This is a genomic window from Kineococcus gynurae, from assembly GCF_042433995.1.
Classification (GTDB): domain Bacteria; phylum Actinomycetota; class Actinomycetes; order Actinomycetales; family Kineococcaceae; genus Kineococcus; species Kineococcus gynurae.
Window position 1 is genome coordinate 164,696 of the sequence record NZ_JBHLUI010000008.1, and the last position, 24,337, is coordinate 189,032.

The 24,337-nt window shown below is 75.0% G+C and carries 22 protein-coding genes and 1 tRNA gene; 9 read left to right on the plus strand and 14 right to left on the minus strand.

Annotated features, from left to right (window positions below; genetic code table 11):
- Positions 1-81 precede the first annotated feature (81 nt).
- The 3 genes from ACFFKU_RS07225 to ACFFKU_RS07235 all read left to right on the plus strand — a co-directional run bounded on the left by ACFFKU_RS07225 (position 82) and on the right by ACFFKU_RS07235 (position 2,902).
- On the plus strand, positions 82-996 hold the full coding sequence (locus ACFFKU_RS07225; RefSeq protein ID WP_380136825.1) for a hypothetical protein: 915 nt from the start codon (positions 82-84) through the stop codon (positions 994-996).
- Between the two features lie 92 nt (positions 997-1,088).
- A tRNA-Ala gene (locus ACFFKU_RS07230) sits at positions 1,089-1,161 on the plus strand.
- A 292-nt stretch (positions 1,162-1,453) separates the two neighbouring features.
- Positions 1,454-2,902, plus strand: a complete 1,449-nt coding sequence (locus ACFFKU_RS07235; protein WP_380136826.1) for a sugar transferase — start codon at positions 1,454-1,456, stop codon at positions 2,900-2,902.
- A gap of 33 nt (positions 2,903-2,935) precedes the next feature.
- On the opposite strand, the gene ACFFKU_RS07240 is transcribed toward ACFFKU_RS07235, so the two are convergent.
- The 4 genes from ACFFKU_RS07240 to ACFFKU_RS07255 all read right to left on the minus strand — a co-directional run bounded on the left by ACFFKU_RS07240 (position 2,936) and on the right by ACFFKU_RS07255 (position 7,037).
- Entirely contained in the window at positions 2,936-4,132 is a 1,197-nt protein-coding gene (locus ACFFKU_RS07240) for a right-handed parallel beta-helix repeat-containing protein (RefSeq protein WP_380136827.1), read from the minus strand.
- Between the two features lie 389 nt (positions 4,133-4,521).
- Positions 4,522-4,992, minus strand: a complete 471-nt coding sequence (locus ACFFKU_RS07245; protein ID WP_380138031.1) for an acyltransferase — start codon at positions 4,990-4,992, stop codon at positions 4,522-4,524.
- Between the two features lie 17 nt (positions 4,993-5,009).
- A complete protein-coding gene (locus ACFFKU_RS07250; protein ID WP_380138032.1) occupies positions 5,010-5,933 on the minus strand; it encodes a glycosyltransferase in 924 nt (307 codons plus the stop codon).
- 66 nt (positions 5,934-5,999) lie between these two features.
- Entirely contained in the window at positions 6,000-7,037 is a 1,038-nt protein-coding gene (locus ACFFKU_RS07255) for a right-handed parallel beta-helix repeat-containing protein (RefSeq protein ID WP_380136829.1), read from the minus strand.
- 279 nt (positions 7,038-7,316) lie between these two features.
- Between ACFFKU_RS07255 and ACFFKU_RS07260 the strand changes: the two genes are divergently transcribed.
- From ACFFKU_RS07260 to ACFFKU_RS07270, 3 genes are all read left to right on the plus strand, one after another.
- Positions 7,317-8,135 (plus strand): hypothetical protein, encoded by an 819-nt coding sequence (locus ACFFKU_RS07260; RefSeq protein WP_380136830.1) that lies wholly within the window; start codon positions 7,317-7,319, stop codon positions 8,133-8,135.
- A gap of 113 nt (positions 8,136-8,248) precedes the next feature.
- On the plus strand, positions 8,249-9,550 hold the full coding sequence (locus tag ACFFKU_RS07265) for an O-antigen ligase family protein (RefSeq protein WP_380136831.1): 1,302 nt from the start codon (positions 8,249-8,251) through the stop codon (positions 9,548-9,550).
- Positions 9,547-10,512, plus strand: a complete 966-nt coding sequence (locus tag ACFFKU_RS07270) for a polysaccharide pyruvyl transferase family protein (protein ID WP_380136833.1) — start codon at positions 9,547-9,549, stop codon at positions 10,510-10,512. Before ACFFKU_RS07265 ends, ACFFKU_RS07270 begins: the two co-directional genes overlap by 4 nt.
- 28 nt (positions 10,513-10,540) lie before the next feature.
- On the opposite strand, the gene ACFFKU_RS07275 is transcribed toward ACFFKU_RS07270, so the two are convergent.
- Together ACFFKU_RS07275 and ACFFKU_RS07280 are read right to left on the minus strand one after the other, a co-directional pair.
- On the minus strand, positions 10,541-11,413 hold the full coding sequence (locus ACFFKU_RS07275) for a glycosyltransferase family 2 protein (RefSeq protein WP_380136834.1): 873 nt from the start codon (positions 11,411-11,413) through the stop codon (positions 10,541-10,543).
- Positions 11,406-12,920 (minus strand): lipopolysaccharide biosynthesis protein, encoded by a 1,515-nt coding sequence (locus ACFFKU_RS07280; protein WP_380136835.1) that lies wholly within the window; start codon positions 12,918-12,920, stop codon positions 11,406-11,408. The genes ACFFKU_RS07275 and ACFFKU_RS07280 overlap by 8 nt, the downstream gene beginning before the upstream one ends.
- A gap of 172 nt (positions 12,921-13,092) precedes the next feature.
- Between ACFFKU_RS07280 and ACFFKU_RS07285 the strand changes: the two genes are divergently transcribed.
- Positions 13,093-14,160 carry a glycosyltransferase family 4 protein gene (locus tag ACFFKU_RS07285; protein WP_380136836.1) on the plus strand — a complete coding sequence of 356 codons (1,068 nt, stop codon included), beginning with the start codon at positions 13,093-13,095 and terminating at the stop codon, positions 14,158-14,160.
- Here ACFFKU_RS07285 and ACFFKU_RS07290 read toward each other — a convergent pair.
- On the minus strand, positions 14,127-15,344 hold the full coding sequence (locus ACFFKU_RS07290; RefSeq protein WP_380136838.1) for a nucleotidyltransferase family protein: 1,218 nt from the start codon (positions 15,342-15,344) through the stop codon (positions 14,127-14,129). The genes ACFFKU_RS07285 and ACFFKU_RS07290 overlap by 34 nt on opposite strands.
- A gap of 42 nt (positions 15,345-15,386) precedes the next feature.
- Positions 15,387-15,524: a lasso RiPP family leader peptide-containing protein gene (locus tag ACFFKU_RS07295; protein WP_380136840.1), complete on the minus strand. Its 138-nt coding sequence runs from the start codon at positions 15,522-15,524 to the stop codon at positions 15,387-15,389.
- A 214-nt stretch (positions 15,525-15,738) separates the two neighbouring features.
- On the opposite strand from ACFFKU_RS07295, the gene ACFFKU_RS07300 reads away from it, so the two are divergent.
- Positions 15,739-16,701 carry a phosphoenolpyruvate carboxykinase (ATP) gene (locus ACFFKU_RS07300; RefSeq protein ID WP_380136842.1) on the plus strand — a complete coding sequence of 321 codons (963 nt, stop codon included), beginning with the start codon at positions 15,739-15,741 and terminating at the stop codon, positions 16,699-16,701.
- Here the strand turns inward: ACFFKU_RS07300 and ACFFKU_RS07305 are convergent.
- The 5 genes from ACFFKU_RS07305 to ACFFKU_RS07325 all read right to left on the minus strand — a co-directional run bounded on the left by ACFFKU_RS07305 (position 16,655) and on the right by ACFFKU_RS07325 (position 21,476).
- Positions 16,655-17,848 (minus strand): asparagine synthase-related protein, encoded by a 1,194-nt coding sequence (locus ACFFKU_RS07305; RefSeq protein WP_380136844.1) that lies wholly within the window; start codon positions 17,846-17,848, stop codon positions 16,655-16,657. The two genes, ACFFKU_RS07300 and ACFFKU_RS07305, sit on opposite strands and share 47 nt — an antisense overlap.
- A complete protein-coding gene (locus ACFFKU_RS07310) occupies positions 17,845-18,342 on the minus strand; it encodes a transglutaminase-like domain-containing protein (RefSeq protein ID WP_380136845.1) in 498 nt (165 codons plus the stop codon). The genes ACFFKU_RS07305 and ACFFKU_RS07310 overlap by 4 nt, the downstream gene beginning before the upstream one ends.
- A complete protein-coding gene (locus ACFFKU_RS07315; RefSeq protein WP_380136846.1) occupies positions 18,339-18,650 on the minus strand; it encodes a PqqD family protein in 312 nt (103 codons plus the stop codon). Before ACFFKU_RS07315 ends, ACFFKU_RS07310 begins: the two co-directional genes overlap by 4 nt.
- An 83-nt stretch (positions 18,651-18,733) precedes the next feature.
- Positions 18,734-20,626, minus strand: coding sequence for an ABC transporter ATP-binding protein (locus ACFFKU_RS07320; protein WP_380136848.1), 1,893 nt, complete (start codon positions 20,624-20,626; stop codon positions 18,734-18,736).
- Between the two features lies 1 nt (position 20,627).
- On the minus strand, positions 20,628-21,476 hold the full coding sequence (locus ACFFKU_RS07325) for a glycosyltransferase family 2 protein (RefSeq protein WP_380136850.1): 849 nt from the start codon (positions 21,474-21,476) through the stop codon (positions 20,628-20,630).
- Positions 21,477-21,533: 57 nt separating this feature from the next.
- On the opposite strand from ACFFKU_RS07325, the gene ACFFKU_RS07330 reads away from it, so the two are divergent.
- On the plus strand, positions 21,534-22,748 hold the full coding sequence (locus tag ACFFKU_RS07330) for a glycosyltransferase (protein ID WP_380136852.1): 1,215 nt from the start codon (positions 21,534-21,536) through the stop codon (positions 22,746-22,748).
- Positions 22,749-22,967: 219 nt separating this feature from the next.
- Here the strand turns inward: ACFFKU_RS07330 and ACFFKU_RS07335 are convergent, their stop codons facing one another.
- Positions 22,968-24,296 carry a glycosyltransferase family 4 protein gene (locus ACFFKU_RS07335; RefSeq protein WP_380136853.1) on the minus strand — a complete coding sequence of 443 codons (1,329 nt, stop codon included), beginning with the start codon at positions 24,294-24,296 and terminating at the stop codon, positions 22,968-22,970.
- Positions 24,297-24,337: the final 41 nt, after the last annotated feature.

Sequence of the window (24,337 nt, forward strand, 5' to 3'; positions counted from 1 at the left end):
CGGGGAACTCCCGGGCGACACACCGCCGAACTCGCCGGGGACGTCCCCCGACGCACCCGTTGGCGCACCTAACCTTCCGGTGTGCCCGCCAGCAGCGTGATCTTCCTCGCCATCGTCGTGCTGTGCGGCGCCTACCTGGTACCGGCGGCGCTCCGGCACCGCAAGGCGGTCGCCTCGGCGCGGGTGGGCGACCGGAACTCCGGGAGCATCCGGGTCGTGGTAGCGCGCGCGGCCGCCGCGCGTCCGGAACCCGCCGCCGTCGCCGGGGGACGAGCCGCCCTGGTCGCCCCGTCGAGTCGTCCGATGCTGACCTCCGGTCCGACTCCCGCTGCGACGCAGCGGGTCTCGTCGGCCGTCGGGGTCGCTGCGCGCGCGACGGCCCGGCCCGGCGAGCCTCGGGTGCGCCACCGTGCCCGACCGTCCGGTGCGTCCGTCGTGCGTCGCCGCCGCCGGCTGCTGGCCCTCGTCTCGCTGCTGGTCCCGGCCGGTCTCGGTTGCGCCGCAGCCGGTCTGCTGCCCTGGGTCGTCGGCGTGGCGACCGTGGCGGCCCCCCTCGCGCTGCTGGTCCTGTTCGTCCGCCAGCCCGCCGTCCGGGCGGGCGCCCGACCCGCGGTCGTCCCGGCCACCCCGACCGCACGGACCGTCCCGGTGGTCCGCGAACCCCTGGCCGCGACCGCGCCCGTCGTGACGCCGCCCGTGGCGGGGTCGGTCGTGCCCGCGCAGCGCGAGCACCCGGGTGCCACCGCGGGTGCGGCGGGTGCGGCGGGCGGCCCCGGCGCGACCGGGGAGCCCGACCCGGCGTCCGCGCCGACCCCCGCGCCGACCCTCGACCCGGCCGTCGCCGGCTGGGCCCCGGTCCCCGTCCCGCTGCCGACCTACCTGCTCAAGCCCAAGGCCGAGCCGGTCCTCGCCCCGGTCGCGCCCGCGCCGCCGGCGGCCGTCGAGGAGACCGTGGTGATCGACCTGCGCGAGCCCGCCCGCGCGGTCAACGCCTGAGCGCCGCCGTCACCCTGTCCGGCGCGGGGTGCGACGGCTGGTAAGGTCGTAGCCGCTCCGCAACGCGGTCCTCCGGGCCCGTTCGAGCATCCGGGGCTGTGGCGCAGCTGGTAGCGCACCTCGTTCGCAACGAGGGGGTCAGGGGTTCGAATCCCCTCAGCTCCACCCATGGACGGACCCTGCGGGGTCCGTCCTTTTTTCGTCCGTTCAGCGGATCACCGGGCCCTCGCCCACTACACTCCGTCTCAGCACATCCCCCGCACGGCCCATGGCCCGTTCACCCGGACGGACGCAGGCCGGCGGGGGCCGGACACGCCACGACGCCGTGGAACGACACCATCCGCGACGGGGGAGACACGTGGCCAGCGAGGAACGGGGACATCTTCCTGTCCAGACGAGGCGCGTCGTGGCCGGCGTGAACGACCCCGGTCGCTTCGAGGGGGCCGTGACGCGTGTCATGACCCGCACCAGCCCGAGCCGTCACCGGACCCCCGGTTGGCAGCGCGGGTACGTCCGCACGATCGCCCTCACCGACCTCCTCGCCGCCGTCGTCGGGGCCGCCAGCGGCTTCGCGCTCCGCTTCGGCGCGGGCGACCCGCTGCACCTGACGTCGTCCTCGGCGACCGCCGTCCTCTGGGCCGGCTCGCTGCTGCCCCCGCTGTGGGTGGCCACCATGCTCATGTTCCGGGCCTACGAACCGCGCTTCCTCGGGGTCGGCTCCGACGAGTTCCAGCGGGTCCTGCTCGCCGGGACCACGGTCGCCGCCGGGGTCGCGACGCTGTCCTGGGCCCTCGCGCTCGACGTGGCCCGCGGCTTCGTCATCGTCGCGCTGCCCCTGGCGGGCCTGCTCACCGTGGTCTTCCGGCTGATCGCGCGCCGCCGCCTGCACCGGCGCCGGCGCGCCGGGCAGGCCATGCAGTCGACCCTGGTCGCCGGGCACCCCGCCGCGGTCGCCCGCCTGGTCGGGCAGGTGCGGCGCAACACCGACCACGGGCTGCGCGTCGACGCCGTCTGCACCCCCGACGGACGCCCGCACCCCGTCCTGGAGCAGCTCGAGGTCCCCGTCGTCGGGACCCTGGAGCAGGTCGCCCAGGTCGCCCGCCGGATGGACGTGGACGTCGTCGCCACCCTCACGTGCCCCGAGCTGGACGGTCCGGTGCTGCGCAAGCTGGGCTGGGAGCTGGAGGGCACCCGGGCCGACCTCATCGTGGCGCCCGCGCTGACCGACATCGTCGGGCCGCGCGTGGTCATCCGCCCGGTCTCCGGACTGCCCCTGCTGCACGTCGACCGACCCGAGCTGCGCGGGCTGCGGCACATCGGCAAGGCGCTGTTCGACCGTGGGTCGGCCGCGCTGGCCCTGTTCCTGCTGGCCCCGGCCTTCGCCGCGATCGCGGTCGCGGTCCGGCTCGACTCCCCGGGGCCGGCCTTCTTCCGGCAGCGTCGGGTCGGCCGGGACGGCGTGGAGTTCACCATGCTGAAGTTCCGCTCGATGAGCACCGACGCCGAGCGGCGCCTCATCGACCTGCGCGAGCAGAGCGAGGGCAACGGCCTGCTGTTCAAGATGCGGGTGGACCCGCGGGTGACCCGGGTGGGTGCCCGGCTGCGTCGCTACTCCCTCGACGAGCTGCCCCAGCTGGTGAACGTGCTGCGGGGCGACATGTCGCTCGTCGGTCCCCGTCCGCCGCTGCCCAGCGAGGTCGCGGGCTACGGGGTCGACCTGCGCCGTCGGTTGCTGGTCAAGCCGGGGCTCACCGGGCTCTGGCAGGTGAGCGGTCGCTCCGACCTGAGCCTGGACGAGTCGACCCGGCTGGACCTGCAGTACGTCGAGAACTGGTCGCCCACGTTCGACGCGATGATCCTGGTCAAGACCGTCCAGGCGGTCTTCGGGGGTCGCGGGGCCTACTGACCCCGCGACCCGCCGCGGTCCGGCGGCGACCGCTCAGGAGCAGGACTGGAAGGACGCGGCCTGCTTGGACCAGTTCAGCAGGTTCTTCCCGGCGAAGGTGATCTTCGCGGCGGGGGCCTGGACCTGGCCGTAGCGGGAGTTGTCGGCGAACGTGTTGTTGCGGAACACGACGTTCTGCGCGTTGACGTCGCAGCGGATGTTGACGGTGAACGAGCCGCCGCCGAGGTAGTTGTTCTCGACCAGCATGTCCTTGACCAGCCGGGAGCCGGTCTCCGAGCCGACCATGATGGCCGAGTTCATCGGGTCCGCCCCGCGGCTGGGGTCGATCGAGTTGTGCCGCACGACGATGTTGGTGCCCGACGTGGTCTGCATGCCGTCGTTGTGCAGGTCGCCGTAGCGGACGTTGTCGTGGATCCAGCTGTCCTCGATGAGGACGTTGTAGCCCAGGCGGGGGCCGTCGGCGGTGGAGTGGACGTCGACGCGGCGCAGGGTGTAGTTGCCCCAGCCGATCGCGACCTGGGCGCCGTTGCCGTCGATCTCGGAGTCCTCCAGGACGACGTTGCGGGCCGCGCCGTCGACGGTCACGGCCAGGGCCCGGCCGGGGACGCAGGTGATCTTCGTGTTGCGGACGGTCACGTCCGAGGCCTTCACCACGAGGCAACCGCGGACGTCGAGGTTCTCGACCACGCCGGGCTGGGTGATGATCAGGTCGCCCTGGACGACGCGCAGCGGGGTGGCGGTGCGGACACCGGTGGTCGACATGTTCGGGAAGCCCGCCGGGATGGCCGGGGTGACGAAGCGGCCGGGGCGGTTGGCCCCGTTGTCGGCGACGGTGGCCGGGTCGACGACGCGGATGGACTTCGCGACGCGGGAGGTCTTGTTCCCCGTGATCATCTCGGCGGTGATCGACTGCCGGCCGGCCAGTCCGCCCAGGTCGACCCGCGCGGTGGCGGTCCAGTCCCCGTTGCTGTTCAGCGTGGCGGTCGCGGTGGTGCTGCGGACCTGCCCGCCGATCGTGTAGCGCAGGGTCTGGAACTGCTTGGGGGAGTTGGTGGTGATGTCCACACCGCGGGCCGGGACCCGGGCGTTGTTGATGCTGTCGCCGCCGTAGGCGATCCAGGGGTTGCTGGAGGCGGCCATCGCGGTGCCGGCCAGGCCGGTGAGCAGGGTGCCGGCGATGGTGGTGGCGGCCAGCGCTCCGAAGAGCCGGTGTCGCAGGGTGGTGGCCATGGTCGCCTCCTTGGCGGATCAGGTGTCGTTCGTGGGGACACCTGATGCATCGGCCCGGGAGGTCCGGTGGCACCATCCCCTGATCGTGTGGAGGCGGACGGGGGCGCGCGGGCCGGTTTCGTCACCGTGAGTGGGCAGGGCCCCGTTCCGGGCCCCCCGACCGGGTCATGGACGCCCGTTCGGGTGCATGCCGGGGCCGGTCCGTCGGTCACGGGGAGGTCGGGCGAATCCCCCGGGGGAGACGTCGGCCGGCCCGATCCGCCGCCCCCACACCCCCCGTGATCAAGGAATCCCGCCCGGGGAATTCCTCGATCACGGCGATGAAGGTGGGGTGGGCGGGACGGGGCGGGCCCGGTGCCGGGCGGGAGCGGGGAGGCGGTGGGGACCGGTCAGCGCGGGGTGAGCGGGGCCACGGCCGTCGAGGTCGACGGCTGCTCCTTGGCCAGCTTCCCGTAGGGGCCCACCACGATGCCGCTGCGGATCACCCGGGCCGGGGACCCGGCGACGATGGAGGCGGCGGGGACGTCCTTCGTGACCACCGACCCGGCCGCGACGATCGAACCGTCACCGATGGTGATGCCGGGCAGGATGATCGACCCCGCGCCGATGAAGCAGTTCTCCCCGATGCGGGTGTGCGGCTTGATCCCGCGGACCATGTCGTGGGCCAGCACGATGGTCTTCAGGGCGACGTAGCTGCGGGCGCCCACGTGGACGCCGCGGGGGTGGGTCTTGTCGAAGGTCGCGGAGAGGCTGAACGTCGCGGTGGGGTCGATGTCCATCCCCCAGACCTTCGTGTAGACGAAGCGGTAGGTGTCGACCACCCGGTGCCGCACCCAGCGCAGCTGGTTCAACGACGTCAGCACGTGCCCTCCCGGCGTCAGCGGGGCGTGGAGGCCCGGGGACCCGGGTCGGGGACGGGGGTGCGCGAGGTGGCGTCGCGGTCCCAGCCGGCGGAACCGGCGGGGCGTCGCGCCGCGCGCAGGCGCGTCAGGACGGTGACGGCCGCGTAGACCGGGACGGCGGGCCACACGTCGGGGCGGCGCAGCAGGGCCTGCACGGGGGAGGGGGCGGTGCCCGGCTCCGGTGCGCGACCCGGCGGGCCGGCGGTGCCCGGACCCGAGTCATTGCTCGCGTCGGTGCCCGCGTCGCTCAGCGCGGCGTGCTCGACGTTGCCGTAGCGGACCCGGGTCTTGATCCGGACGAGGGCGTCGAGGGTGCGCGGGGGGTAGACGGTGAACTCCGCCCCCGGCACGGTCTGGCGCTCGGACTCCGCGAAGAGGGCCCGCACGAAGGTGTCGTCGCCGGTGGCCTCGGGGAAGGTGCCGAACCGGGCGCGGCCGGTCGGGGAGAGCGCGTACACGCCGGAGCCGATCATCCCGTGGGTGACGTAGGGCAGGGCCGTCCAGACGCGGTACCAGGCCCGGACCGGCCAGGAGCAGCCGGTCAGGTCGACGCGCAGCCGCGGAGCGGCGGCGGGTGAGGTCCCGGCCCGCAGGTGCTCGGCGACCCGGCGGGCGTCCTCGGCACCGAGGCGGACGTCGGCGTCGAGGTAGATGCGCGGCAGCCCGCCCGCTCCGAGGGCGTCGAGGGTGCGGTCGCCCAGGTTGAGCGCGTGGGCCTTGCCGGGCACGTCGGTCTCGACGACCTCGACCCCGAACCCCCGTGCGATCTCGGCGGTCGCGTCGGTGCAGGCGTTGGCGACCACGACCACGACCAGGTCCCCGCGGGCCGGGTCGAGGGCCTCGAGGCAGCGCGCGACGACCGCCGCCTCGTCGTGGGCGGGAATCACGACGCTCGCCATGGACACGTGGCGCACAGTAGCAGCGCGGAACTCAGCGTCGAAGGCTCTCGGCCGGATCGGTGAGGGTCAGTCGGGCTTGCGCTCGACGGTGATCGAGGTGGCGTCGGGTTCGGTCGAGCTCGTGGGGCCGGGGAAGCCCGTCGAGCCGGTGGAACCCGTCGAGCCCGTGGTGCCGGGCCGGGCGAGGCTGTTGCCCTCGATGGTCACCGATTCCCCGGCGATGATCTGGCCGTAGCGGGCGTGCCCCCCGAACACGTTGTCCCGCACCACGACGTCCTCGATCCCGTCGTCGGTCCGGATGTTGACCGTGTAGTTGCCGCCGTCGAGGTAGTTGTCCTCGATGAGCACGTCGCGCAGCACGCCGGAGTCGTTCTCGGCCCCGAGCTGGATCGCCGAGTTCATCAGGTCCCCGGTCACCCGGTCGGTGACCACGAGGGTGTTGCGGCGCACGACGATCCCCGTCCCGCCGGTGGACTGCATGGTGTCGGGGTGGAGTTTCCCCTGCCGCACGATGTCGTGGATCCAGCTGTCCTCGACCACGACGTCGCTGCCCAGCCGGGGGCCGTCGAGGACGTCGTGGACGTCGACCCGGCGCAGCGTGTACCCGGCCCAGCCGATCGCGATCTGGGTGCTGCCGCGGCCGTCGATCTCGGAGTCCTCGACGACGATGTTCTTCCGTTCGCCGTCGATGGCGATCACCCGCTGGTTGTCGGCGCAGCGGATGCGGGAGTTGCGGATGGTCACGTCGTCGGCGCGGATCTTGACGCAGCCCTCGATGTCGAGGTTCTCCAGCACGGTCCCGTCCTCGGACACGGTGACGGACCCGGACTTCTCGAGCTTCGTGCCGAGCGGGACGCCGGTGCTCGCCGGCCCCGGGAAGCCGGCCGGGATGCCGAGGCTCACGCCGAGCTGCTCCAGCCGTTCGCGCTGCTGGTCCAGGGGGTCCTCGGGGGGCGAGGAGCAGCCGGCCAGGGCGAGCACGAGGGTGAGGGCGGCGGTGAGGACGGCGCCGGCCCGGGGGCGCGGGGCGGACCCGGCGGTCGGGCGCGGGCGGTACGGGGTCGGGGCGGTCGGGGGGACGGTACGACCAGGTCGCACAGGCACCTCACGGCTGTCGTCCGTCGTGGGACTCGGGAGCGGGGGACGTCGGTCGGCGTCGGGCAGGAGCCGGTCGGGGGTCGCCCTCCACAGTAGGTGAGGACTCCTCCGACGGGAGGATGACCCTGGTCACGGACGGGTGGCGGTGGCGCACACCATCTTCACCGGCTGTGATGCTCGTTCGTCCCATCACGGGACGTAGCTGTGTCATGCTCTCCGTCGTGAATGCACCGCCGAAGGACTGAACCGGACGGTGCGACGCCCGAGACGAGGAGCCCCCGCCCCATGACGATCGGCTCGCTGATGCGCGTGCTCGCCCGCCGGTGGTACCTCACCGTGCTGCTGCTGGTCGGCGTGTTCTTCGCCGCCCGATCCGTGTGGAACGACGCCGTCCCGCAGTACCAGGTCAGCACCAACGTCATGGTCCTGCCGAGCGTCGCCCTCTCGACCCCGCTGCCCGACCAGGCGCCGGGGACCCAGCCGGGCAGCCGCAACCCCTTCTCCCTCGCGGGTGGGGCCTCGACGCTGGCCGCGAACGTCTCCTCCGCCCTGCAGACCTCCCCGGTCCAGGCCGGGCTGCTGGCGAGCGCTCCCGACGCGGAGATCACCATCGGCAGCCCCTCCTCGGGCGGCACCAACCGCACCTACTTCACGGTGTCGGCGCAGACCGCGACCCCCGAGCAGGGCACCCCGCTGCTGCAGGCCGTCGTCGCCGCGACCAACACCGAGCTGACCAACCTGCAGCGCGCCGTCGGGGCCCCCGACAACGGGCTCTTCATCGCCGTGCAGTCGACCCCGATCGACGGGCCGCGCGAGCTGTACCCCGACCGCAACCGGGCGGTCGGCGCCGTCGCGCTCGGCGTCCTCGGGGCCGGGGTCGTGCTGATCCTCGTCCTCGACGCCCTCATCGGTCTCCTCGCCCGGCGACGGAGCCGTTCTCGCTCCGACGCCGCCGAGGCCACGGCCACCGACGCCGCCCCGTCGTCGGGGACCCCCACCCCGGGCACCCGGGAGACCGCGCCCGGCACGGTCGACGTGCGGACCGCGGAGGCGACGCGCGGGTCCGCCGGGCACCGCGCCGGCGAGCACGCCGACGCCCGCTGACCGTGACCGCACCGACGACCACCCCCGCGGGGGTGATCGCGGCCCCCGGGACCGGCGCGGCTGACGGGACCGGGGCTGACGCGGGTCCGCGGACCTGGGCCCTACCGGGCGCGGTGATCCTGCTGGCGTTCCTGGTGCCGGGCAACATCGTGCTGCCCGGTCCGCTGAAGTCGAACGGGGCGCCCGCGAACCTGGTCTCCCTGGTCTGCCTCGGCCTCGCGGTCGCCGGCCTCTTCCTCGACCGGCGGTGGACCCGACGGGCGGCCCCCGCGCCCGCGACCGCGGAGGCCCCGACCGGGTCGCTCCGGCTGCCCGCGGCCGGCGTCGGGTTGCTGCTCTACCTGGCCGGAGCCGTCGTCCTCTACGGCGTCGCCCTCGCCGGCCCCCTCACCCGGGACGAGACGGCGGGCGCGCTGCGGTCGCTGGTGAGCGTCTTCGGGGCCGCCGGGGTGGCGCTCTACGTGTGGGCCCTGGTCCGCACCCGGGCCGACCGGCACCGGCTGGCCGCGTGCATCGTGGCCGGCGGCGCGTTCTCGGCCGTGGTCTCGATGCTCGGCCTCGTCGGGCTGCTGCCCGGGTGGGTCGACGTCGTCCGCGGTCTCGGTCTGGTCGAGAACACCCGGACGCTGCGCGAGGTCGTCCGCTTCGACGTGCTGCGCTCCCGCGGCACCGCCGAGCACCCCATCGAGTACTCGGTGGGACTGGCCCTCGCCCTGCCCTTCGCGCTGCACCTGGCCCGGCACTCGTTGACCCGCTCCGGGCGGGTCCTGGCCGTCCTGGCCACGGTGCTCATCGTGGTCGGCATCCCGCTGGCGGTGTCGCGCTCGGGCGTCCTCGGCCTCGCGGTCGGTCTGGCCGTCGCCGTCTCGGCCTGGCGCCCCGCCGAGAAGCTGGGGGTCCTCCTCGTCGCCGTCCTCGGGTCGGTCGCCGCCTGGCTCGCGTTCCCGACCACGATCGCCGCGGTCGTGGACGCGTTCACCCTGGCCCAGGAGGACAACTCCGTCACCGGCCGCCTCGACGACTACGCCGTGGTGGACGAGCTGTTCCGCGAGCACCCGTGGCTCGGCCTGGGTGCCGGGGTCTACCGGCCGGAGACCGGGGGCGTGTTCCTGGACAACACCTGGCTCGGCACGCTGGTGGGCGGCGGGATCGTCGGCTGCGTGGTGCTGGCCCTGCTGTTCCTGCTGCCCGCGGCCCAGGCCTGGGACGCCGGGGTCGTCGCCGAGGACGAGGTGGACCGGAGCTTCTCCCGCACCCTGCTCGCCGCCCTCGCCGTGGTCCTGCTGACCACGGCCACCAGCGACATGTTCTCGTTCCAGCAGGCCACCGTGGTGCTCATGGTCGTCGTCGGTCTGCTGGCCGCCCCGCCCCCGATCCCGGGGGCGGTCCGCCCCCTCGTCACGGAGACCCGGTGACCTTCGTCGAGCAGACCCGCCAGACGCTGCTGAACAGCCTGGCCGAGGTCCTTCCCCCGTCCGCCGAGTGGACCGCGCTCGACTACCCCATGCACGAGAACTGCGGGGACGCCGCCCTGTACCTGGGGTTGGAGGCGGCCGCGGCCCACGTCGGGGCCAGGGTCGTGCGCAACCTGGACCGGGTGTCCTTCCGCCGCCACCTGCTGCGCCCCGACACCCTGGCGGTGTTCCAGGCCGGCGGGAACTGGGGCGGGCTCTACCCCACCCACCACCAGCTGCGGATGCGGTTCCTGGCCGAGACCAAGGGCCGACCCGCGGTGCAGATGCCCCAGTCGATCGAGTACGCCGACGAGTCCCGACGCGAGGAACTGCGCCGGGCGGTCGGCGAGCACGGACGTTTCGTCCTCCTGGTGCGCGACCGACGGAGTTTCGAGCTCGCCCGGGCCGACTACGACTGCGAGGTCCGTCTGGTGCCGGACCTCGCCTTCTCCCTCGGTCCGCTGACCCGCCGCCCGGCCACGGTGGCGCGCGTCGTCCAGCGGCGCACCGACCGGGAGGCCAGCCGGACCGGCGGGGCGGAGGAGACCTTCGACTGGTTGCAGGTGGAGCCGTTCTCCCGGACCGGGTTGCTCCTGGCGGCGACCCGCAGGGTGAACGCCCAGCAGCGGCGGACGGCCGCCGCACCCGTCGCCACGCTGACGAACCGCCTGTGCCGCAGCCTGGCCCGGACCAGCCTCGACCGGGCCGTGAGCCTGCTCTCGCGGGGCGAGACGGTGATCACCGACCGCCTGCACGGGCATCTGATCAGCACCCTGGCCGGGATCCCGCACGTCGTGGTCAACGACAAGTTCGGCAAGGTGAAGGCGTTGTACGACACCTGGACCCACGCCAGCGACCTCTCGCGGTTCGCGGCGAACTGGGACGAGGCGTTCGCGATGGCCGAGGACCTGCGCGTCGGCTGACCCGCGGGGGCAGGCCGCCGGGAGACGGTCAGCGGCCGAGGGCCCCGCGCAGGTTCCCGGCGGTACGGCCGCGGAAGGTCGCGAACCGGCAGACCCAGCGTCCGCGCGCGGCCTCGTCACCGCGGACGTCGCGCACGTTGCGGACCAGCCAGCTGAGGTCGCGGCGGAACCGGGAGGGTTTCTCCGGTCGGGCGCCGGCGGGGGCGAACTGCCGCAGCAACCGGTCCTCGCAGCGGGCGTAGGCCCGGAACTGCCGGGCCGTCCCGGGCAGGTCGGTGCGGTAGCGGTACTGCACGACGGCGTCGGTGGCGACCGCGAGCCGGTGCCCGGCGAGCTGCAGACGCCAGGCGAAGTCCACGTCGTCGCCGCCCGCGACGTAGGTCTCGTCCCAGCCGCCGAGCCCCAGGGCGACGTCGCGGTGCACGGCCAGGTTGCACCCCATCGCGTACGGCAGGAACCCGAACTTCTGCGGCAACCCGTCCGCCGGGGGACCCGGCCGCCAGGCGCGCCGGACCTCGTCGTTCAGGCTGATGACGTCCATGACGCCCCCGACCAGCTCGGCCCCGCGGGCGGCCTCGGCCAGGGCCCGCAGCCATCCGGGGACGACCAGGTCGTCGGCGTCGCAGATCGCGACGACGGGGGCCCGGGCGGCCCGCAGGCCCACGTTGCGGGCGTGGGAGACCCCGCCCACGGCGGAGGAGTCGACCCGGCGCAGGTCGAGCCCGAACTCCCGGGCCCACGCCTCGACGTGGTCGGCCAGACCGTCGCGGCTGCCGTTGTCGCTGAGGACGACCTCGAAACGGCCGGGGAAGTCCTGCGCCTGCAGGGCGCGCAACTGGTCCTCGACGACGTCGACCACGTCGCGGCAGGGGATGACGACGGAGACGTCGGGCTCAGACATGCGTCTCCTCGGCGGGGACCGTGACGACCCGCCTGGCCCGGCGACCGGCGAGCAGGCGGCGGAGGTCGGCCAGGAGTTCCGCGGCCACCGGCCGGGCGGTCAGCAGCAGCGCGGCGGGGTAGACGACGGCGGCGGCCCCGGCGGCGGCGAGCAGGCGGCCCCACTGCGGCGCGTCGGGCAGGAGGTGCATGACCCCCCAGCAGGCGCCGGCCATGACGATCGCGGCCAGCAGCACCCGGAAGGCCTTGAGCAGGCAGCGGTAGGGCACCCCGACGGTCTTGTGCAGGACGACCTGGCGCAACGGGAAGGTGACCGCGGCCCGGATCCCCAGCGCCACGGCCAGCACCAGCAGCCCGTGCGGGGCGGCCAGCAGCGTGACCACGACGTGGGTGGCGACGATGGTGGACACCAGGAAGATCTCCGGCCGCAGCTTGCCCACCGCGACGAACACGCTGCGGTCGAAGTAGCTGAAGACCGCCAGCGCGGCGGTCAGCGAGGTGACCTGGGCGACCGCGGCCGTGGTCGCCCACTGCTGCCCGAGCAGGAACGGGACGAGGTCCTTGCTGGTGACGGCCAGGAACAGCATGGCCGGGAACATGACCGCGCCCGCCGAGAACAGGGCCGTCTCGTAGGCCCGGTAGAGCCGCGTCCGGTCGTCCTGGAGCTTGGCGAACGCGGGGGTCGCGACCTGGTTGACGACCGAGGAGCCGGTCTCCTGCACGATCTTGATGAGGCGGGTGGCGACCGACCAGAAGCCCAGCGTGGTGGCCCCGGCGACGGCGGCGAGGATGAACTCCTCACCGCGGTCGCGGACCTGGATCAGCAGGTCGATGCTGAGCAGCTTCGAGCCGAAGGTCAGCATCTCCCGGGCCGCGTGCCGGTCGAAGACCAGGTGGGGCCGCCAGCGGACCGCGGCCCAGGTCAGGGCCAGGGCGACGACGGCGCGCACGATCGCCTGGACGACCAGGGCCCAGGCGCCGGCCCCGAGCAGGGCCAGGGTGATCGCGACGACCGAGCCGACCAGGGTGGCCGACGTGGTGCGGACCGCGATCGCCCGGAACTCCATCCGGCGCTTGAGGAGGGCCGAGGGGACGCTGGTCAGGCCGGTGATCACCAGGGTGATGCTGAGCACCTGCAGGACCGGGGCGAGGTCGTCCTCGCCGAAGAGGCCCGAGACGGGGTGGGCGAGCAGCAGCAGCAGTCCGGCCAGCACGAAGGCGAACAGCATGCTGGTGAAGAAGGCCGTGCTGCGGACGCGCTCGTCGATCTCGCGGGTGCGGATCAGGTAGGTCGCCATGCCCGTGTCGGACAGCAGGGTCAGGACCGCGATCACGGCCATGGCCAGGGCGACCAGCCCGAACTCGGCGGGCTGCAGCTGGCGACTGATGACGATGAAGGCCAGGGCGGTGGTCGCGCGGACCGACCACGTCTGCAGCGCGGTCCACAGCACGCCGGTGGCGGCCCGTCCCCGCAGCGAGGCCCCGGCGGGGGTGACGTCGTCGCTCATCGGACGATCGATCCGGTCGTCACGCTCGGGTCCTCCCACAGGACGAGGCTGTGCGGAAGGGCAGGTGCGCTCCCGCGCACAACCCCAGCATTGTGCGAGCCCACCCTACGGACCGTGGCGGTCTGTGCCAAGAATGTGACGCACTGCGCCGTCCGTGTGCTGAGATGTCCGCGTGAGCGACCGTCCCACGACCGATCGGACCAGCCCGCCGACGGTCCTCATGTTCCCCGACCCGGCCCGGGACTCGGTCAACCCGTACCAGTCGCTGCTCGCGGGGGCCCTGCGCGAGGCCGGGTCGACGGTGCGCGGGGTGTCGTTGCGGCGGCTGCGCCGCGGCAGCGTCCTGCACGTGCACTGGCCCGAGATGCCGCTGCACGACCCCGACACCGGCCGCATGCTGAAGCGGTTCGGACGGCTGGCGGCCCAGGTGCTCCTGGCCCGCGTGCGCGGGGTCCCCGTGGTGTGGACGGTGCACAACCTGCGCGCCCACGACGGGGCCCGCCCCGGCTTGCAGAAGCTCCTCTGGGCCACGTTCCCTCGCCTGGTCGACGGCTGGATCTCCCTGTCGCGCACGGGGGTCGCGGCCGCGCGGGCGGAGTTCCCGGCGCTGCGGCGGGCCCGGTCGATCGTCGTCCACCACGGCGACTACCACTCGGTGACCACCCGGCCCGACCGGGCCGCGGCCCGGCGCGACCTCGATCTGGACACCCCCGGTCCGGTGCTGGCCATGGTCGGACGGGTGAAGCCCTACAAGGGCGTCGAGGAGCTGGTCCGGGCCTTCGCCGAGCTGCCCGACCCCGACGCCCGCCTCGTCGTCGCCGGCGGGTGCGAGGACCCCGGGTTGCGCGGACGGCTGGAGGCGGCGGCCGCGGCCGACCCGCGTTTCCGGCCCGTCCTGCGCCGGGTCCCGCAGGAGCAGCTCGACGCCGTGCTGGCCGCGGCCGACCTCGTCGTCCTGCCCTTCGCCTCGGTCTTCAACTCCGGTTCGCTGCTGCTCTGCCTGTCCGCGGGCCGGCGGGTGCTCGCCCCGCGGACCGACGTGTTCGCCGAGACCGCCGCCGAGGTCGGGGAGGCGTGGTTGCGCCTGTTCGACGGACCGCTCGGGGCGGGCACGCTGCGGGCCGCGCTGGCCGAACCCCCGGCGACGGGTGCCCCGGACCTGCACGACCACGACTGGTCGCGGATCGCCGCCGAGCACCGCGGGTTCTACGCCGAGCTGGCGGCCGCCAGGTCGAGGTAGCCCTGCCGCCCCGTGCTGCCGTCCCCGCGGCGGGGGGCCCGGCGGGCGGTGAGCAGCGCGGCCAGGCTGGCGGCGGTGCTGCGCCGGGTGGAGGCGATGACGAAGCGGCCCGAGCCCTCCGGTCCCAGCAGCTCCTGCGGCGGACGGGTCCGGGTCAGCAGTCGCGAGCCCGCCCACCAGAGCGGTCCCGCCGCCGCGAGGTCGCGCAGCAGCGTCTCCTCCACGGGGGCGCCGAGCACGTCGCGGGCCCGGGTCAGTGCGACCGCGACCGCGAGCGCCGTCCCCGCGGAGCGGGCGCGGCGGCGCAGGACGTCGAGGTCGTGCCGGGGCGTCTGCGCCAGCACGACGGTGAGGTCGTGCGACCAGAGCAGCCGCCACCCGCCCGCCAGGGTCATGTGCAGCGCGAGGTGGTGCAGCTCGTCGACCGGGTCCAGCACGGGGCAGCGCGTCCCGAGGACCTCGGCCTCCCGGCGGCGGGCGATGATGCCGGTGACGTCGAGGGCGAAGGCGTCGCGTCGTTCGGGCCGGTTGACCAGGTGCCAGTGCAGGTCGAGGAAGGTGCCCTGCGGCAGGAGCAGGGCGATCTCGCCCTGACCGCGGGAGAGGACCGCCGAGAAGTCGTCCTCGAGGATCCGGGCCCCCGCCGCCTCCAGGGACCGCAGCGCCGGGCCCAGGTCGCGACCGTCGACCAGGACGTCGAGGTCGTGGAACTCGCGATGGGCGGGGTCGGGGTAGCGCAGCGCCGTGACGGGGCCCTTGACGACGGCCCAGCGGCAGTCCTCGTGCTGCAGCGTGCGGGCGAGCAGGCGCAGGTCGGCGGTGACCGCGAGCCGGCGGGCGGTGTGCGGCAGGAGGGTGGTCGCGGCCGCGGCGCGCAGGGCCGCCCAGGCGTCGGCGTCCTCGGGGGCGTCCCCGCTCCCGTCGCGCCCGAGGAGCCGGCCGTGCACGGTGGGGCCGACGCGGTGGGCCTGCAGGAGTCGGCGGAACTCCTCGGGCTCGACGTCGCGGGGGACGACCGGGCACCGGCCGGTCGTCCGGCTGGTCCCGTCCGGCCCGGGGCGGGCGGCGAGGAGATCGACGAGGAGGGCCCCCGCGCGCCGCCGGGCGGGCGTCGCGCGGGGACCGTCCACGACGGAGACGACGCCGGGCGCGTCGACGCCGGTCGCCGTACCGGTGCTGATCATGGACGGTGCCGCTGGTGGGACCGCGAGGTCAGGCGGTCGGGCTCAGGAGACGGTGAAGAGGTCCTGGCCGCGGAAGGAGAACCCGTCGTTGGGGCTTCCGAGGTCCTTCGGGGTGGCGAGCGTCAGCTCACCGAAGGAGCCGAGCACGGTGACACGGGGCTTTTCGTACGGAGCGGACATGATGCCTCCACGGTGAGTCGTCGTGACGGAAAGACTACGTCAGATTGCTCTGAGTGGCGGCCTTTCCCAGAACCCGCCTTCACCACCCCTCCCACCCCCTCCCGTGATCAAGGAATCCGATCATCCGGGTTCGCGGTGGCCCACGAATTCCTTGATCACGGGAGAGGTGGGGGCGGGGGTGGGGAGGGTGGGGGGGCCGGTGGTGAGATGGGCCGTGGCCCACGACCCGGACGCCGTCGTCCTCGGCGCCATGCCCGCTGGCGTCCCCGCCGACGTTCCCGCCGGCATCCCCGGCGTGGGGGCGGCGTACGGCCTGCGCCTGGGCGACGTCCCCGGCGCGGCCCACCTGCTGGGGGCACCCGTGGGCGACGAGACGGCCTGGACCGTCCGCCGCGTGCTCGACCCGGCTCCGGACCCGGATCTGGACGACGCGGAGGACGGGGCGGAGGATGTGGTCGGGCCCGAGCAGGCCCGGCACCCGCTCGCCGACGGGGGGTGGGCCGTCGTGGACCGGCGCTCGGCCACCACGACGCTGTGGACGCCGCGCCCGGTGAGGGACGCCGAGGTCGTCCACCCCTACCTCGCCTCGACCGCGGTCGTCGTCGCGCACTGGCAGGGGCGACTGGCCCTGCACGCGGGTGCGGTCCTGCTCTCGGTGGGGTCGACGGGCGCGGTGGTGGCCGTCCTGGGCGCCCGCGACGCGGGCAAGAGCACCACGACCTGGGCGCTGCGGCAGGCGGGGTGCCCGCTCGTCACCGACGACGTCCTCGTGCTCGACCCGCACGGGCACCGGGTCTGGCCGGGACCGGGCTGCGTCGACCTGCGCGCCGGGGCGGCCGGGCACTTCGAGGTCGGTGAAGCGCTCGGGGTGGTCGGTCGGCGGGAGCGGTGGCGGGTGGCGGCGGGGGACGGGGAGCTGCCGGCCCGGTTGCACCTCGCCGCGGTCGTCGAGCCGGTCTGGGGGGAGCCGGCCGTGGAGGACGTCCCCGTGCCCGAACGGCTGGCCCTGCTGGCCGGGGCCCTGGCCCTGCGGGTCGCCCCGGCCGACCCGGGGGCCCTGCTGCGGCTGCTGGCCCTGCCCTTCCTCCGCTGGCGCCGCCCGCGCGACTTCACGGCCCTGCCCGCCGCCGTCACCGACCTGCTGGGCGCCCTCCGGGCCCGGGTGCCGGGGGCGTGACCGCCAGGGTGCGCAGCAGGACGGTCTGCAGCAGGGCGAAGGAGTGGGCGTCGGGGCGCGGGCGAGCCCACTCCCGGTGCAGCGCCTCCGGGTCGACGATCCCGTCGAACTCGGCGGGCAGGCGACCGTCCCAGCCCTCCACGAACTCCCGGGCCGCCCCCGTCCAGAAGGCCCCGTCGAACGTGGCCTTGCCGGTCCGGTGCAGCACGGCCGGGGGCAGCAGGTCCCCGACGAGGGCGTCGAGCTCGCGGGCCCGCGAGCGGGGCCCGGCCGCGCCGAGGTCGCCCGCGGCGGCGGCCAGCACCGGGCCCGCGCAGAACGGGTTCTCGACCATGACGTCGTGGGCCCGGCCCAGCGCCGTCAACGCGCCCCGGTGCAGCTGCAGGCGACGCCCGGGCCAGATCCGGGTGCGCACCGACCGGGACCAGCTCAGTGGTTCCGCGGCCGCCTCCCGGGCCAGCGCCCGGCGCAGCGACCGGGCGCCCTCCGGGGTCAACCAGGGGTAGCCCACCGGCAGCGTCGCGGCGATCTTCACGGCCCGCACCGGGTCCGGGGTCGCGATCGAGGCCAGCAGGGCCGGGACCTCGCCGACGCGCAGCGCCCTGCGCCCGGCGGCGACGCGGGCCGGGACGGAGCGACGGACCGGGACGAACAGCTCGTCGCCCCCCACCCCGGTGAGCACGGAACCCCCCGCGGCGGCCTCGACGACGGGCTCGTGGAAGTGCAGGTTGAACGGGGGCAGCACCCCGTGGCGCGCCAGGACGGTACGGGCCAGCGGCCCGGTGAGGTCGAACTCCGCGTCCCAGGTCGGGCGGGACCAGTCGGTCAGGCCGAGGTGACGCACGACGAGCTCCTGCTCGGCGTCCTCGGCGCTCTCGGGCAACCCCGGGAAGCGGTGGGTGAGGGGGATCGGCAGGGGGAGGCCCTCGCGACGGGCCACGTGCGCGGCCAGGGCCAGGACGACCGAGGAGTCGCGACCGCCCGAGAAGCTGACGACGCACGGTCCGCGCTCCAGCGCCGGACGCACGACGTCCTCGAAGGCCCGCCGCAACCCGGTGCGCCCCCGGGGCAACGGGTCGACGCCCTCGGCCGGGCCGAAGGGGACCGTCCACGCCACCTCCAGCGGACGCAGCACCGGCCCGGTCACGGTCGCACCCGGGGCGCGCGGGCGGGGAGCCGGGTGAGTTCCTGCCAGGACGAGCTCTGGTCCTCGTCGTGGTCGGCCAGCCAGGCGTGCGCCCCGAAACCGTCCCGGGCGTGGACGGCGACGACCACGTCGTGGTCCCGGCCGTGCGCGCCCAGCCAGGCCTGCACGACCAGGCAGCGCTGCAGGCAGGTCGCCCGCCGCCGGCGCAGCACGGCCTCGACGGTCACCAGGGCGCTCTCGGGCAGGCCGGGCGGGGGAGCGGGGGCCCGCACGGCGGTCCCTCCGGTCGGCAGCTCCCGGCGGACCGTGCGCAGCGCCCGGTCGGCCCACCAGGCGGCCACGGGGGCGGACGGGGTCAGGTGCGCCCGCCGCGCCACCCACCGCCGGGCCCACCGGGTCCACCGGGTCCGTGCTCGGCTCCGACGCCGGGGGCGACCCCGGACCAGCCGCTCGGGCGGGTGCTGGGGCGGGTGCTGGGGCGGGAGGACGGTCATGGCCGGAGCAGCCCGGCCGCGTCGGTGAGGAACTCGGCGACGTCGGCCTCGGCCGTCGCCCGGTCCACGGCGTAGACGGCAAGGAGGTGCTCGACCAGGTCGTGACGCGTGGTCCCCGCGACCAGCAGCGGCCAGAGGCTCACCCCGGCCCCGGTGATCGCGAGATAGGTGGAGCGCGTGGTGTCCAGCACCACGATCTGACCGTCGACCTCGTTCCAGACCAGGTCGTCCGCGCGCAGGGCCACCCGCCCCGACGCCTCGGCCCCGGCGCCCCGGTGCTCGGGCGGGGTCCCGGCTGTCGTCGCCATCGTTCCTGCCTCCTCCGTCGCATCCTTGCGACGCGTCGCAGTCTAAGGAGTGTCCGCCCCGGGCGCGGCCCGGCGGGGCCCGCTCAGGCGTCGTCGCGGTAGGCCGCGGCCTGCAGGGTGTACAGCTCCGCGTAGTGCCCGCCGCGGGCGAGCAGCTCGTCGTGCGTCCCGCTGTCGTCGAGCCGTCCCTCGCGCAGGACGAAGATGCGGTCGGCGTACCGCACGCTGGAGAACCGGTGCGAGATCAGCAGCACGGTGCTCCCGGCCATGAGGTCGCCGATCCCGGCGAACAGGTCCGCCTCGGCCCGTGCGTCGAGCGACGCGGTCGGTTCGTCGAGGATCACGAACGGGGCGTCGCGGCGGAACGCCCGGGCCAGGGCCACCCGTTGCCACTGCCCCAGGGAGAGATCGCTGCCCCCGTGCAGCTCGGTCGTGAGCGGGGTGTCGTAGCCCGCGGGCAACCGCTGCAGGAAACCGTCGGCGCCCGCCCGGACCGCCGCGGCGCGCACCTCCTCGCGGGAGGAGGGTCGATCGGCGCGGCCCAGGGCGATGTTGTCGTGCGCGCTGAGGTGGTAGTGCGCGAAGTCCTGGAACAGGACCGCGACCTGCGCGCGCAGCCCGACCGGGTCCACCCCGGTCCCTCCCGGTCCGGATCCTTCCGGTCCGGACGCGGCGGCACCCGCGACGACCGTCGCGTCCCACCGGATCACCCCCGCCGTCGGGGTGTGCAGACCGGCCAGGACCTTGGCCAGCGTCGTCTTCCCCGAGCCGTTCTCCCCGACCAGGGCCACCACCTGCCCGCGCCGGATCTCCACGTCGATCCCGGTCAGGGAATCCGTCGTGGCCTGCGGGTAGCGGAAACCCACCCCCTCGGCGCGCAGCACGGAGAAACCCTCGGGGGCGGGGTCGGTGGGGCGACGGGCGGCCGCGGCCGGGGCGATGGCCAGGAACGCCTGCAGGTCCTCGAGGAACAACCCGGATTCGGCGACGTTCCCGGCCCCGGTGACGAGCTGCTGCAACCGGCTGCCCAGCAACGGGATCGCAACCCCGGCCGCCCCCGCGTCGGCCAGGTCGAGGGTTCCCCGGCCGACCAGCAGCAACAACCCGCCGAGGGTGAGGGCGACCGTCAGCGCGGTCAGGCCGTTGCCGAGCAGGGCCAACCGGATGCGGGTGCGGACCTGGGCGCGCAGGGCACCCACGTAGTCGTCGTAGAGGCCGTCGTAGCGACGGCGGAGGGGTTCCTCGAGGCCGTAGGCGCGGACCTCCTTGGCGTCGTCGCGCCCGGTCAGGGTCTGGCGCAGATAGTCGCGGACCCGGAAGGCCGGGGTCTGGGCCAGTGCGAACGCGAACTCGGTGCGCCCACCCCTCCTTGAGAGGAGGAACAGCGGGACCGCGGCGAGCACGAGCAGCGGCAGCAGCACGGGGGAGATGATCCACAGGGAGACGCCGAGACCGACCGCCCCGACGGAACCGCCCACGATCCCGACCAGTCCCTGCGCGACCGCCAGGGGACGCGAGATCGCGTTCGTGGTCACGCGTTGCAGCCGGTCGTAGAACCGGGCGTCCTCATAGGTGGTCAGGTCCACCGTCGTGCTGACGTCCAGCAGCCGGGCCCAGATGGCGCGTTGCACGAGTTCACCGAGCAACCGCAGCCGTTGCTGCCGGATCGCGCCGGAGAAACTGCCGACCAGCGCGACCGCGGCGAGCAGGGCCAACGGCGCGACCGCGCCGCGCAGGTCCGTCCCCGCCTTGCCGTCGCCGGCCAGGATCTCCTGCAGCGCCCAGCGTCCGACGAGGACCTGCACCCCGAGCAACGTGGCCCCCAGCAGTTGCAGCCCGAGCGTGAGGGCGAACTCCCGGGGTGCGGCCCGTCGGCACAACCGGACGGCCTCGACGAGCAGGGCGGGCAGCGCCCGCAGGTCGCGCCGGCGCCGGTGGCGCTCGCGGTGCAGGTCGAGCACGTCCGCGCCGGGCACGTCAGCCCCGGTGCAGGGCGGCGCCCACGCGGGCGTAGGTCATCCAGAACGCCCCGACCACGTAGGCCGCCTTGGCCCGCGGCGTGCGGAGTTTCGCCGTCCGCACGGCGCGGGCCGCCGAACCGAGGGGCGGGGTGAAACTGCGCACGGACAGGCCCCCGGGCGGGTTCTCCCCCAGGGCGACCCGGCGTCGGCGACCGTCGGCGACCCGGCGGAGTTTCGTCCAGGCCTCGGTGTAGGACCCGCGGGCGGGGTGGCGGACGACCGCGGAGGGGACGTAGACCGGGGGGTGCCCGGCCGCGACCGCCCGGTGGCACCACTCGGCGTCGCCCCCCGAGGGCAGGTCGGCGTTGAACTCCCCGACCTCGTCCAGCACGGTGCGGGGGACGACCACGTTGGCCGTGACGGCCCACCCCTGGGCGGCGCTGCGGTCCTGGCGGAACGCGTTGAGCATCTCGAACGCCTCGACGGGGTGGGGTCGACGGGCGTCGCGGGGGTAGACCTCGACGTGGCCGGCCACCACGTCCACCCCGGAGTCCAGCGCCCGCACGGCCTCGGAGAGCCAGGACGGGTCGGGCAGGCAGTCGGAGTCGGTGAACGCGACCACGTCCCCGTCCGCCGTGCGCAGGGCCGCGTTGCGGGCGGCGTAGGAACCCGGACGGGGCTCCTCGAGCACCACGACGCGGGGGGACAACGACTCCAGGTGCCGCGGCGGGGCGGCCGAACCGTTGTCGGCGACGTAGATGGTCACCAGGTCCGCCGGGTGGTCCTGGGCCAGCAGGGCGCGGACGCAGTCGGCGACCCGGGGGTCGTCCTTGACCGGCACGATGACGTCCACGGACCGGGGCATGGCGGCATCGTCGCACAGCGGCCCACCCGCTCGGAGGCACCGTGCGACACTGCGCGCGTGCCGAGTCACTCTTCGTCGCCGACCCGGGATGTCCTCGTCTACGGCAGCAGTCCGTGGGACGAGACCTGGCTCACCGAGCACTTCCTCAGCGACGCGCTGGGTCGGGTCGAGGTGGACGGACGGCGCGTCCGGGTGCTGTTCGTCGACCCGGCCTTCAGCCTGCTCACGCCGTTCCGGCGGGCCTCGGGGCTCGCGGCCCTGCGCAGCGCGGTGGGTCTCGTGCTCGACCCCCGCCGTCGCGTCGAGGGCGGGGGCGACGTCACCGTCCTGCGCACGACCTCGTTGCCGCCCAAGGAGAACCGGTGGGCGCGCCGGGTCTCGGCCCCCTGGCGGCGGTTGCAGGTGCGGCGGGCGATCCGGGCCGGCGGGTACGACATCGGACTGGTGGTGACGTGCGCGGCCTTCGACGAGTCGACCGAGATCCCGGTGGGGGCCCGCACGGTCGCCGTCGTCAAGGACTGGCTCGCCGCCGGGGCCCACCTCACGGGCCTGTCGGCCGAGACGATCCTGGAACGGCAGCGCCGCACCTGGGCCCGCGCCGACGTGGTCTGCGCCATCTCCACGCGCCTGCAGCGACGGGTGGCCGAGGAGGGGGTGGACGCGCGCCTGCTGCGCCACGGCTCGCTGCGCGCCGCGGGCCCGGTGCCGGGGACCGCGCCGGTCCCGGCGCCGCTGGCCGGGCTGCCGCGTCCGCTGCTGGGGGCGGTCGGGCGGATCGACGCCCGCTGGGACCTCGCCGCCCTGGCCGCGGTGGCCGAGCAGCACCCCGAGGGGTCGTTGTTGCTCATCGGCCCGGTCAGCCCGCGCCTGCAGGGGCCGGCCCGCGTCGCGCTGGACGCCCTGGCCGCCCGCCCCAACGTGCACCTGCTGCCCGCCGTCGCGAACACCGAGCTCGGCGCCTGGACGGAGGCGATGGACGTCACCCTCGTCCCCTACGTCGACGACCCGTGGCAGGAGTTCGCCTCACCCCTGAAGATCTGGGACTACTTCCGGGCCGGCACCCCGATCGCCGCGACCGGGTGCCCGGCCCTCGGGGAGTTCCCCGCGGGGCTGGTGCACTTCCGTCTGCCCTCGCGCGAACTCGCCGAGGCCGTCGAGGAGGCCCTCGCCGAACCGGCGGAGCACCGCGCCCGGCGCACCGCCTACGCCGCCGCCAACACCTGGGACCACCGGGCCGCCGAGCTGCTGGCCCTCGCCGCCCCCACCCCCTGACCCCGTCCGCTACCCCGTCCGCTACCCCGTCCGCCGACCTGCCCCTGCTCTCCCACCCGCTTCCCGCCCGCCCGCCTCTTCCCCGTGATCAAGGAATTCGTCGCGGTCGTCCCGCTCGTGCGGCGCGCCCGGTGCAGGACGGGAGGGCGAAATTCCTTGATCACGGGGAGCGAGGAGGGAGGGACGGGACTCGCGGGCTGGGGGGCGGGGTGTCTCGGGTCAGGTGGTGACGGGGGCGGGGGTGCCGGTGCGGGGGTGGCGGGGGAGGTAGGCCGGGAGGCCGGCGGAAGCGGCGTCGTGGGCGGGGTCGTGGGCGGGGTCGTGGGCGGCGTCGTGGGTGGCGGCGGACGCGGGGCCGTGGGCGAGGTCCACCGCGGGGGCGGAACCCGTGCCCGGGTCCAGGTGCAGACCGCGCAGCAACCGTCCCGCCAGCGCGGTCCAGGTGAACAGGGGGGAGCGGGCGGCGGCCCGGGCCCCGGTCGCGCGGGCCGTCGCGGGGTCGCAGAAGCGCAGCATGGCGGCCAGCACGGCCTCGGTGGACGTCGGGTCGACGACGACCCCGCCGTCGCCGATGAAGTCGGCCGACCCCCCGTTGGACCCGCCGATGCTCGGCAGCCCCGACGCGGCGGCCTCGGTGAACACGACCCCGGCGGGCTCGTACAGCGACGGCATGACGAAGCAGGTGGAGGCGTCGTAGATCGCCTGCAGCTTCGCGCGGCCCTCGGGGGTGCTGCGCGGGATGCGGCCGTGGGTGCGGACCCCGGGGGCCGAGATGGGGGGGTGCCCGCCGACGACGTCGAGGGTGGCGTCGGGGAACTGCTCGCGGACGCGGGCGAAGCACTCCAGGACCCGCGGACCGTTCTTGCGCGCGAAGTCCAGGCCCACGAACAGGAACCGCGGGGTGGAGAAGTCGCGTTCGGGGGTGCGCGGGGTCTCGTGCGTCCCGGCCCCCACCACCACGACCCGCTCGCCGGGCACCCCGAAGTCCTGCTCGGCGGAGTCCGCGGCCCAGCTGCTGGTCATGCAGCACGTCGTCGCCGCCCGGTACACCTCGCGCTGCATCCGCAGCCGGGCCGCGACGTCGGCGGGCCGCATCGAGGACCAGTTGCGGTAGGGGTAGCGGGTCGCCTGGGCGACGGTCATGTCGTCGTAGACCACGTGCGGCAGGTCGGTCCGGACCCGGTAGCCCGCCCCCAGCACGACCACCCCGTCGATCGGACCCGCACCCGACGCGCCCGCCCGGACCGCCGCGTCGAGCCGGCGCTGCCCGACCCGGCTGTGCAATTGGGCCAGGTGGGCGCCCGCGTGCGCGGCGCTGTAGCCGTTCTTCACCCGGCTCGTGAACGACCCGGTCCGGCCCGGGCCGCGGTGCAGCGGGGACAGGCCGAGGGCCAGGCCCTTCTCCAGTCGCGGGTCGAGGGTCGTGTCGACGGTGACGACGTCCACGTCCCACGACCGCAGCCCCTGGACGACCCCGTAGGGGGTGCCGGAGCGGACGGTCGGGTCGGTGAGGTCACCGGCGAAGAGCACGGCCAGGCGCAACGGCATGGGCCGAGGGTAGGCCATCGGTGACTCCCCGTGGCTGGCTT